Annotated in this window: 8 protein-coding genes; 2 read left to right on the forward strand and 6 right to left on the reverse strand. The window is 49.2% G+C overall.

What is annotated here, in order from left to right:
- Positions 1–198 precede the first annotated feature (198 nt).
- The 6 genes from AC1WIP_RS05670 to AC1WIP_RS05695 all read right to left on the reverse strand — a co-directional run bounded on the left by AC1WIP_RS05670 (position 199) and on the right by AC1WIP_RS05695 (position 8,331).
- Positions 199–2,574, reverse strand: a complete 2,376-nt coding sequence (locus tag AC1WIP_RS05670; protein WP_481140912.1) for a right-handed parallel beta-helix repeat-containing protein — start codon at positions 2,572–2,574, stop codon at positions 199–201.
- 42 nt (positions 2,575–2,616) lie between these two features.
- Positions 2,617–4,161 (reverse strand): glycoside hydrolase family 43 protein, encoded by a 1,545-nt coding sequence (locus tag AC1WIP_RS05675; protein ID WP_481140913.1) that lies wholly within the window; start codon positions 4,159–4,161, stop codon positions 2,617–2,619.
- A 205-nt stretch (positions 4,162–4,366) separates the two neighbouring features.
- Positions 4,367–5,992: a chaperonin GroEL gene (groL, locus tag AC1WIP_RS05680; protein ID WP_481140914.1), complete on the reverse strand. Its 1,626-nt coding sequence runs from the start codon at positions 5,990–5,992 to the stop codon at positions 4,367–4,369.
- 83 nt (positions 5,993–6,075) lie between these two features.
- On the reverse strand, positions 6,076–6,363 hold the full coding sequence (locus AC1WIP_RS05685; RefSeq protein ID WP_481140915.1) for a co-chaperone GroES: 288 nt from the start codon (positions 6,361–6,363) through the stop codon (positions 6,076–6,078).
- 285 nt (positions 6,364–6,648) lie between these two features.
- Positions 6,649–7,317 carry a DUF1905 domain-containing protein gene (locus AC1WIP_RS05690; RefSeq protein ID WP_481140916.1) on the reverse strand — a complete coding sequence of 223 codons (669 nt, stop codon included), beginning with the start codon at positions 7,315–7,317 and terminating at the stop codon, positions 6,649–6,651.
- Positions 7,318–7,476: 159 nt separating this feature from the next.
- On the reverse strand, positions 7,477–8,331 hold the full coding sequence (locus AC1WIP_RS05695) for an AraC family transcriptional regulator (protein WP_481140917.1): 855 nt from the start codon (positions 8,329–8,331) through the stop codon (positions 7,477–7,479).
- 174 nt (positions 8,332–8,505) lie between these two features.
- On the opposite strand from AC1WIP_RS05695, the gene AC1WIP_RS05700 reads away from it, so the two are divergent.
- On the forward strand, positions 8,506–10,284 hold the full coding sequence (locus AC1WIP_RS05700) for an ABC transporter ATP-binding protein (RefSeq protein ID WP_481140918.1): 1,779 nt from the start codon (positions 8,506–8,508) through the stop codon (positions 10,282–10,284).
- Positions 10,285–10,286: 2 nt separating this feature from the next.
- On the forward strand, positions 10,287–11,018 hold a 732-nt coding region (locus AC1WIP_RS05705; protein ID WP_481140919.1), incomplete at its 3' end, for an ABC transporter transmembrane domain-containing protein.

An 11,018-nucleotide genomic window follows, 5' to 3' on the forward strand; every position in this document is an offset into this window, starting at 1 on the left:
ACCATTCTTTTCCGATTTTTTCAATTTTATGTTGTGAAATTGAACAATATTTTCTGTTTTTCACAAAATAATTGTGCATTTTTTATATAATATCACGGTATCATCGATTTCTATCGACATTTTTTTGTAAAAAAAGGCTCCCTACTGTAAAATACAGCAGAAAGCCTTTCTCTTAAAAATATGGTCTTTCGTAAGCACTTACATCTCCAGTATTCTCTTTTCCCCTTTTCCAGCTTGGGGGCATCCGTCCCTCCATTCCAGAAAACCGCCCCGGTCAATGCTGCCATCCTCATTTCTGCGGATTCCGCCATGAATAGCCTTCTCCACATCCAGGGAAACAAACCCGGATATTTGAGCCGTCTCTCCCTGGGCATTGACGCTTTTTTCTCCGTCAAAGTAAAAATTGGACGCTCCAAAAATCTTTTCCGGTCTCTGGCTCCCTCTTCCCTCCAGCTTGTCCGGCACCGTATTGTTATCCTTAAAAGAAAGGATATTCCAGGCGTAAAAATCCGTGTCCGAAGCATCTGTGGTAAACAGCGCCACGTTATGGGATTCGTTGTTATAGGCAATGGAATTTTCAATCTTTACATCCGGGCAGCTGTTGGAGTCGATTCCCTTTTCTCCATTTGCAAAGGCAATGCAGCCCTTCAGCACATGGCCTCCTGCAAGGCTGGAGCCTCCCAGCTTAAACCCGTTTCCCAGCCCCACATGGCGCTCCTTTCCATTCTTATCCAGCACATAGCCGTTTTTAAAGGCGATGCAGTTTTTTATGGTCACTGCACCGATAGGGCCCGTCTCCACCTTGGCGAACAAATCAAAGCCATCGTCCGCATTGTAGGCCGAAATACAGCCCTCGAATACATTGCCAGGCCCTGTGGTAATCTTAGCCGCAAAGCCGTCCGAGTCCGTATAGCCTCCGTCCGCATTCAGGCAGGAGGTACAGTTTAAGATATGATTGCAGCAAGGCCACTCTTCCCTGGAATCCAGCTCCTGATAACGGCTGATCTGCAGTCCCGTATTGCCGTTTTCATAGACCCGCACATCCTCCACCAGATGGAAGCTTCCGCACAGGCGTATCCCGTTTGCGCCATTCTTGGAGCGGGTCACGTCAAAGCCCTTGAACTGCCAGTGATGGCCTCTCACCGCCATGCCCTCCGCCCTGCCGCCAAAATCAAGCACCGGCCGCTCCTTTTCTCCAAAAGCCGCTTGGAGCACAATGGGATTTCCAGGCTCTCCGTCCATGCCAGGGGGAATCACCAGGGGCGCGTCCAGAGGGTAGCGTCCTCCCAGCAAAAGAAGCTTTTGTCCCGGCAGGGCCTGTCGCACGGCGCTGTAAATATCCAGCGGGTCCAGCCGGGTTCCCGCCCCCTCAGGGGTTCCACAGGGTCCCACATAAACTGTTTTTGCTCCGCCCGCCTCCGTATGGCAGTGCACAGAAAAGGAAATCTGCCTGGGCTCACAGGAGTCAAACCGCTCATAGGCAGAGGGCTTATACTCCGGGTCTGGCATAAAGCACAGGTCAAAGCAGTTTTGCCCTTCCTTAAGGGAAATCGTTACACGGCTCTTTTCCTTCGCCTTCATCCTCACATTGCCTGCCAGCATTTCCCCGCTTTGCTTATCCCGCACATTCAATAAGCCGTCACAGTTGCTGCAGCAGACCAGGAGATACTCCTTCCTGTTAGCCACATCTGCAGACAAAACCCGAAAATCCGGCGTAATATAAGAGAGGGGCGGTGGACAGGTTTTTTCGTCCTCCTTGGGAGGAATGGTTGTAAGCTTCACGTTCCGCACCGCTATTTTGGCATTTCTGGCAGCAAAGAAGCCAACGTAAATCCTGCCATTATCCAGTCTGGTCAGTTCGTCAGTACCGTCCTCCCGGTAAAAGACCTTTGCCGTCTCTGTTCCCTGGGCATCCCTGTAGCTTAGTCTATAGCCATTGTTGTCTCTTTTTATTCCCAGATGAAAAGCCGTGAGCTGCTCCATATCATTCAGCACGCCATCCGCATTGGTATAGCCTCCCGCCAGGTTATAGGTTCCGGGAGGAAGGCCCTTGCGGGCCGCTGCAGTTTCCAGGGGATGGGAACGGGAGACAAAGCCCTTAAGCGGCTGGCCACAGGCAAGCAAATCCGGCGTAACGCCCTTCTTTTCTATGGCGCAGACGCCCAAGTTCATCACATAGCGGTCTCCCCCGTCAGAGACCTTGTTTTTCTCCCTGTCATAGCAGTACACATTTTTCGTCACCGCCGCCATATAGGAATTGTTCCAAAAGCTCTTTTCATCCCCGTTTTCCCCAATACTGTCACAAGCCATCAGCCCGAAGCCATCCTGGCCATTGGAAAAGGTCCAGCTTTCCACAAGCACATCTGCACAAAGGGTAAAGTTTTCCTGTTCAGGGTCGATCACCGTGTAATAAAAGGCAAGTCCGTCCGTGGAGGCGGGAACCAGCTTTCCCTTGCCTCCCAGACACCAAAGGGACAGATTTTCTTCCTCCAGGCTGCCGCTGTACCCGTTATATCTTGTATCCACACTGGTTCCATAGGTCACAAAATTCCATTTCCGCTTTTTCTCGCCCATAGAATCTCCCCTCTGCCCCAAAGAATACGCAGCCATCGATTCTCAATCGTTATACCTGAAATAGTCAAAATCCGCCGGCTTTCTGCTGCCGCAGCCGCCATTGTTTGCATAAATTCCAACCAGAGTTCCGGTATGGCGCTTAGGGTCGTCCGGCACTCCCTCGTCGCACAGATAAATGCAGTTTTCCAGCATTCCTACCTGCATCCATTCCTTTCCGTCATAGCCGTAGTAGAAGGTTCTGGTAAGCTTTTCCACCACTACCTTTAAAAATACAGGGCCCTCCTGCACATCCTCGATCTCAGCCACAAGCTCTTCCCCGTGATTTCGGTTGATCACAAGCTGTATCTTTCGTCCCTCCTCATAGCAGACCGCACACCTTGCATAGGTGGCTGTGCTGTAATAGCAGGCCAGCCCCGCCTGCTCCCCGTTTTTATCGGGATAAAACTCCACCTTGGTTTCCGCCTCATAGGAAAGCTCCTGCTCTCTGCGCAGCAGCGTGTTTTTCGCCCGGATTTCGTTGAGCTGCCCGTCTCTGGTCCAAATCCGGAACCATCCCGGTCTCTCCGTCAAAGACCATGAGCCGTTGTCAGGGTTTCTCACAAATTCCCATTCCAGATTCAGCTTTGTATCGTTAAAGTCATCAAACAGGTTTCTCTCAAACACACACTCCGGCAGATCCGGCGCCTCCTGCTCTGTGCTGGGGCCTTTCCCCTCATTTATGGTAAACCATCCATCTTTCGTCCACTGTACCGGGTCCATTGCAGACTCTCTTCCCACAGTGGTATAGTTGCCTGAGTTTGGCCGCCCGCAAAGATAATAGCACCACCATTGGCCGTTCTGATCCTGGACAAGCTTGCCGTGTCCCGCCCTCTGTATGGGCGCCTTAGGATCCTTCTGGCGCATCACAGGATTATAGGGAGAGCATTCATAGGGGCCGAACAGTTCTCTGCTTCTTCCCACATTGATGCCATGGCCGTAGCCTGTGCCTCCCTCCGCAACAATGGCGTAATACCAGCCGTCCTTTTTCATAATATGGGGGCCTTCCGAGCAGCGCTCCCCTGTGCCCTCCCATGCGGTGCGGGCCGGTCCCGTCACCTTAAGGCCATCCTCACTTAAAGGCACCGCCTGGGCTGCCTTTGCAATGATCATATATTTGCTGCCGTCATCGTCCACAAACAAAGAAGGATCGATATCATCCACCTCAAGACAAACCGGCTTGCTGTAAGGTCCTTCCGGCCTGTCGGACACCATCACCAGTTGTCTGCGCATTACATTATTGTCTCTTTTTCCGTCCGCATTGAGACGCAGCGTGGCGTAAATATAAAATTTTCCGTCCACATATTCTATATCAGGCGCCCAAATTCCATGGGAATCCTTAATATCGCTGATATCCAGCCATTCCGGATTGGTTATGGCATGGCCGACAATATGCCAGTGCACCATATCTCTGGAATGAGAGATGGGAATTGCGGGAAAATACTGAAAGCTGGAATTTACCATGTAATAATCATCGCCCACTCTGATTACGGAAGGATCTGGGAAAAAGCCCCTCTGCACCGGATTGTGATACTTTCTTTTTTCGCTCATTTCGACCTCTTTCCTGCACCATTTTTCGATGCCGCATATTTCAGTTTTATTTTATCCCCCAGTCTTTGTCCTGTCGTGTCAAAACAGCGCATCTTTATGCCAATTATTGTCCCCATTTTCCGCAAGCAAAAAAGCGTGCCCAACGGGGAGCTTTCTCCCCATGCAGCACGCTTTTGGCGCATCACTCTATTTTTGAGAAAACGGCTTACATCATGCCGCCCATTCCGCCTGCCCCGGCGGGCATCGCGGGAGTTTCCTCCTTGATATTTGCCACTACGCTCTCTGTGGTCAGCAGTGTGCTTGCAACGCTGGTTGCATTCTGCAGTGCGCTTCTGGTAACCTTTGCGGGGTCCAGAATACCTGCCTTCACCATATCCACATACTCCTCCTTCAAAGCGTCAAAGCCAACGCCTTCCTCGGATTCCTTTACTCTGTTGATAATCACGCTGCCTTCCAGTCCTGCGTTTGCTACGATATGATACAGAGGCGCCTCAAGGGCCTTCAGCACAATGCCTGCGCCTGTCTTCTCGTCGCCTTCCAGGGTAGCCGCAAGCTTCTCAACCTCTTTGGAGGCATGAATGTATGCGGAACCGCCGCCGCAGATAATACCTTCCTCCACTGCCGCTCTGGTTGCTGCAAGAGCATCCTCCAGACGAAGCTTTGCCTCCTTCATCTCGGTCTCCGTAGCAGCACCCACACGGATCACTGCAACGCCGCCTGCCAGCTTCGCCAGTCTCTCCTGAAGTTTTTCTTTATCAAAGTCGGAGGTAGTCTCCTCAATCTGATTCTTAATCTGTGCAATTCTGGACTGAATGGCCGATTTCTCGCCTTCGCCGTCCACGATCACAGTATTTTCCTTCTGAACCTTTACGGATTTTGCACGGCCCAGCATATCCATGGTGGTGTCCTTCAGCTCATAGCCAAGCTCGGAGCTGATCACCTTGCCTCCGGTCAAAATTGCAATATCCTCAAGCATTGCCTTTCTTCTGTCGCCATAACCAGGCGCCTTCACTGCAACTACATTGAAGGTTCCGCGCAGCTTGTTGACGATCAGTGTGGTCAGTGCCTCGCCCTCTACATCCTCTGCGATGATAAGCAGCTTTGCGCCGGACTGCACGATCTGCTCAAGCAGAGGCAGAATCTCCTGAATATTGGAAATCTTCTTATCGGTGATGAGGATATAAGGATTGTCTAAAACAGCCTCCATCTTATCCATATCCGTAGCCATGTATGCGGAAATATAGCCTCTGTCAAACTGCATGCCTTCCACCAGATCCAGCTCGGTCTGCATGGTCTTGGACTCCTCGATGGTGATTACGCCGTCTCCGCTTACCTTCTCCATTGCGTCAGCCACCAGCTGTCCTACCTCGTCGTCTCCTGCAGAGATTGCAGCTACTCTTGCAATGTGATTCTTGCCGTCCACCTTCTGGCTCATCTTGGCGATAGCCGCAACCGCACATTCGGTGGCTTTCTTCATGCCTTTTCTTAAGATAATGGGATTTGCGCCTGCAGCCAGATTCTTCATGCCTGCGTTTACCATAGCCTGTGCCAGAACTGTTGCCGTTGTGGTACCGTCGCCTGCCACATCATTGGTCTTGGTGGCAACCTCCTTCACAAGCTGCGCTCCCATATTTTCAAATGCGTCTGCCAGCTCGATCTCCTTTGCGATGGTAACGCCGTCATTGGTAATCAGGGGTGAGCCGAAGGATTTGTCCAAAACTACATTTCTTCCCTTAGGTCCAAGAGTCACCCTTACTGTGTCAGCCAGCTGGTTTACGCCGGACTCCAATGCCTTACGTGCTTCCGCACCGTATTTTATTTCCTTTGCCATTTCAATACGCCTCCATGTTTTTATTCTTTATTTTCAAATGCCCGTCATGCCGTCTGCGGCGCCCCAGGCTTTCGTCAATTTGGTCAATTATTTACGATTGCCAGAATATCATTCTGTCTGACGATAATATATTCCTCTTCGCCAAGCTTAACTTCATTTCCTGCATATTTGGAATAAATGACCTGATCGCCTGCCTTTACTTCCATTTTTACTTCCTTGCCGTCTACAACGCCGCCGGGACCTACTGCAATCACCTCAGCCTGCTGGGGCTTTTCCTTGCTCTGTCCGGGAAGCACAATGCCGGACTGGGTCATCTCCTCTGCTTCTAATTGTTTTAATACCACTCTGTCACCTAAAGGTACTAGCTTCATTATAATTGCCTCCTTTTGATACTGCCATTTTCATTTGTTAGCACTCATTAGTTTTGAGTGCTAATCACTAAACCATATATTAATTTTATATGTATGTCTTTGCAAACGTATTCTGACCGATTGTAAATCATTTATCTCTTTTTTTCTTTATTATACTCTCTTATTCTTTTGTTTTCTTATTTTGTCCCTGTAAATCAGATTTAATACTTTTTTTCTTTTTTGTTTCTACTCTTTTTAGCCAAAAGGCCGTCCGCAGTTTCCCGCGGACGGCCTTCTCTTTCAAAATCAGCACTTAATTTCCAGATATCCCAGCAGCTTGCTCATATCGTATTCCTCAAGCACCCCCAGGTTGGAATCATAAAATTTGCCATCGTAGTGTACCAGATAATGGCAGAAGCGTCCCATTTTTTCCATCATAATACAGCACTTAGGCAGCACTGCATCCTTGCCCTCAGTGTACACAATGATGTCATTGTGATCAATTCCATAATAGTTCAGTGCAGAAATCACGCGGCCCATGGTCGCCTGCCACTCTCTGCAGTCCATTACACTGATCACCTCGGCTATGGTAACGCCAGCCAGCATAGCCACGCAGGCCTGGCCGCAAAGACCGTCCTCAGGCTGGATGATCACCTGCATGCTGTCGATCTTGCGTATGGGATGCTCAAAGCTGTAGGGACTGTTCTGATCCATGCGGATCAGGGAGCCGTTTACATGGAGCAGTATTTTGTGGGGCACGCCCAGCTCCACGCTTACCGCATCCTCATCCTCTATATGAATCTCATAATTACCCTTTTCCTTGGGAAGCAGTTCGCAGTCAATGATTTTATTGTCCAGAACCACATCTCCTTTGATCACGTCCCGCTGCTTGCATACCTCCCACACATTAAAAGGAATCTGAATCATATATCCCTTTTCCTTTTTTTCAATTTTAGATTCAAAAAAATATCTCATGCTGCCTCCAATCCGATGCCTGTGCATCCATTACCTTCCCGTGCTTTCTTGCACACGCCTTGTTTTTTTCATTGTAGCAAATTCTACAATCCTTGAAAACCTCTTTTACACAAGTACTGAAAAAAAAACATACCGTCAAAAAAGTATCAATATCCGCAATTACTTACTTATTCTCTTCGCCTTGGAGGGAGAGATGCCGTAACGCTTTTTAAACAGCTTGCTGAAATGGTAGGCGTCCTCATAGCCCACGGAAGCAGCCACCTCCTGAATGCTGGTGCTTTGTCCGGCCTCCAGAAGCTCCCTTGCCTTTTCCAGCCTGATATTGATCAAATGGCGGATGGGAGTATCCCCCGTCTCGCTCTTAAAAATCTTGGAAATATAAAAGGGGCTTAAATACATATTTTCCGCAATGTGGTCCAGGGAAATTTTTTCATTGTAGTGATCATCAAAATAGTTGATGATCTGCTCCACCACATATTTTTTATTCACAGACTCAAAGGCATATCCCCCCGGCGCCTCCACGGGAGTGCACTGCTCCCTGATCACCAAAAGCAGTATCTGCACCAGATAGGATTTCAGCATAAAGTATCTTCCCTGACGGCACACCGCATTTTCCGACTCCATGGAAGCGCAGATTCGAAACAGCTTCTGGCGAAGCTCCCCGGTGGTGTGAATGATATATTCTCCCTCCGGCGCAGGAAAATAGTTCCTGGGCATATCCTTGATCTGAATGTCGGAAAAGCCCACAAAAAATTCCGTAGTGGGAAGCGGACTCTCCCCATCAAAAAGGGCCTGGTGCCTGACCCCCGGATTCAAAATCAAAAGATCCCCCTCCCCGACAGAATAAAGCCTTCCCTCTATCCGGTATTTTCCGCTGCCGGACAGCACAAAGGCCAGCTCAGGGAAATCATGGCTGTGATATTGGTCGTCTCCCTTGTTTCTGGTTCCCTTCCAGGTGAACAAAAAGGTTGGGTTCATTTCTTCAATCACGATGTCTTTTTTCTGCGCTGTCATTTCTCCTTCCGCCTCCGTATTTCTTCTGTCCCCATATATTTGTATTCTACCTTTTTGCAGCCAAAAAGTAAAACGTATTTTTACAAAATCATACATCTTTGTTGCAAGATACTCCATTTTCTTTTTAAGCGCCTTTCATAAAATGAAGGTATCAATTACAGGGAGGTGCATCCTATGACACCCATGAAATGGTTTTATTCCTTTCTCAAAAAATACAAGGGGCTGATGCTTTTAGGCATCCTTATGACCACCGTCATTGCGGCCTTGTCCATCGTAAACCCTTACCTGTCCGGCGTGATCGTGGACGACGTGGTTTCGGCCGGAAATTACAGTCTCCTGCCCGGACTGATCTGCTGTCTCTTAGGCGTCACTATTGTAAACGGCGTACTGCGCTTCTTTTACCAGGTGGTGTTTGAGACAGCTTCCCAGGGGACGCTCTATGACATGCGGGATAAGGTGTACCGGAAGCTTCTGCAGGAGGATTTCGCTTTCTATAATAAGAAGCGCACCGGCGATCTCATGAGCCGCCAGACCGGAGATATGGACGCCATCCGGCATTTTGTGGCCTATGTGATCTATGTGGTATATCAAAATGTCCTGCTTTTTGCCTTCGCTCTTTTGATGGTGTTTACGGTAAACGTAAAGCTTGCACTGTGCATGCTGCTTGTGCTTCCCTTTACCGCAGCGGCGGCCTTCAAGCAGTCAAAGGAGGTAAAGCCTGCCTTCCAGCGAAACCGCGCCTGCTTCTCCTCCTTAAACGCCTTTGTTCAGGAAAACATCAGCGGCAACCGGGTAGTGCGGGCCTTTGCTAAGGAGGACTACGAAATCGAAAAATTTGAAAAGGAAAACGACAAATTCCGGAACGCCCAGATCAAGGCCTCCCGGGTTTGGATGAAATATGTGCCCATTTTTGAAATTCTCTCCTATTTTCTCACTATCATTTTGATGGTTTACGGAGGATACATGGTTATTCAGGAAGAGATCACACTGGGAGACCTGGTAAAGGTAAACGGTTACCTGTGGATGTTAAATACGCCTCTGCGTATGGCCGGCTGGTGGATCAACGACATTCAAAATTTCATCACCTCCGTGGAGAAAATTTATGCCACCTACAGCGAGGAGCCCTCTGTTACTACTCCCGTCCATGGCGGAATCCACAAAAGACTGCGGGGAGATGTGGAGTTTCGGAATGTTTCCTACCGGGCGGACGACGAGGACATCGTTATGGACATCAATTTCAAGGCAAAGGCCGGAGAAACGGTAGGCATTATCGGCTCCACCGGGGCAGGCAAGTCCACCCTGATGAATCTGCTCTGCCGTTTTTACGACACCACCTCGGGAGAAGTGCTCATCGACGGCAAGAATGTACGGCAGATGGACCTTTACAATTTAAGAGACAATATCGGCATGGCCATGCAGGATGTGTTCCTCTTCTCCGACACCATCGAGGGAAATATCGCTTACGGCAGGCCGGACTGCAGCTTTGCAGAGGTAAAAAAAGCAGCTATTATGGCGGATGCCAATCACTTTATCTCAGCGCTGCCCCAGGGATACGATACTATTGTGGGCGAGCGCGGCGTGGGCCTTTCCGGCGGACAAAAGCAGCGCATTTCCCTGGCAAGAGCCCTGCTTAAAAACCCTTCCATTTTAATTTTGGACGACACCACCTCCGCGGTAGATATGGAGACGGAAAGCTACATACAAAAACAGCTCAAAACCATTCAGAAGGACTCGGACTGCACCGTATTTGTGATTGCTTACCGCATCTCCTCCATCAAGGACGCCGACCTGATTCTGGTGATGGACAACGGCCGGATTATAGAAAAGGGAACTCATGACCAGCTGGTGGCAAGGGGCGGCTATTACGCCAAGGCCTTCCACAATCAATACGGAGAAATCCCCTATGATCTTCTGCGGGAAGAACAAAACCACACACACAAGGGAGGAAACTGATTATGGCCAGAAACAGATATGATATGGACGAAATCTTAGAGGACAGCTTTGACGCAGGCCAGTTAAAAAGACTGGCAGGCTATGTTTCACCCTATCGGAAAAGAATGGCCGGCGTACTTGTGCTGATGCTTACCTCTTCAGCCCTGACCATGGTGATACCTATCTTTTTTCAGAGGATCATGGATGTTTACATTCCCCAGAAAAACATGCGCGGCATTGTTTTGGTGAGTGTGCTGACTTTTTTTGTGGCTCTTTACTCTGCAGTAAGCCTGCGCATTAAGATAAAAACCATGAGCATCATCGGCCAGAATATTATTCATGCCATCCGCAGCGATATTTTCTGTCATCTGCAAAAGCTTCCCTTTTCCTACTACGATGACAGACCTCACGGCAAAATTCAGGTCCGGGTGGTAAACTATGTAAACAGCTTAAGCGACCTTTTGAGCAATGGTATCATAAATACCATCACCGATCTGTGCAACCTGTTTTTCATCCTGATTTTTATGTTTTTGTGCGACGCAAGGCTGGCCCTTGTGTGTCTGTGCGGACTGCCCCTGCTTACGCTGATCATCCTTTTTATCAAGAGAAAGCAGCGCCTTGCGTGGCAGATCCAGTCCAACAAGCAAAGCAACCTAAACGCCTATATTGCAGAGAGCATCAACGGAATCCGCGTCACCCAGTCCTTTGTGCGGGAGCATGAAAACACCGATATTTTCAACCGGCTCAGCTATGGC

The sequence above is a fragment of the Acetatifactor sp. genome (assembly GCF_982438285.1).

Coding starts and splice junctions, on each gene's coding strand:
- AC1WIP_RS05670 (WP_481140912.1), bottom strand. CDS start 2,574: ATGGGCGAGAAAAAGCGGAAATGGAATTTTGTGACCTATGGAACCAGT.
- AC1WIP_RS05675 (WP_481140913.1), bottom strand. CDS start 4,161: ATGAGCGAAAAAAGAAAGTATCACAATCCGGTGCAGAGGGGCTTTTTC.
- groL (WP_481140914.1), bottom strand. CDS start 5,992: ATGGCAAAGGAAATAAAATACGGTGCGGAAGCACGTAAGGCATTGGAG.
- AC1WIP_RS05685 (WP_481140915.1), bottom strand. CDS start 6,363: ATGAAGCTAGTACCTTTAGGTGACAGAGTGGTATTAAAACAATTAGAA.
- AC1WIP_RS05690 (WP_481140916.1), bottom strand. CDS start 7,317: ATGAGATATTTTTTTGAATCTAAAATTGAAAAAAAGGAAAAGGGATAT.
- AC1WIP_RS05695 (WP_481140917.1), bottom strand. CDS start 8,331: ATGACAGCGCAGAAAAAAGACATCGTGATTGAAGAAATGAACCCAACC.
- AC1WIP_RS05700 (WP_481140918.1), top strand. CDS start 8,506: ATGACACCCATGAAATGGTTTTATTCCTTTCTCAAAAAATACAAGGGG.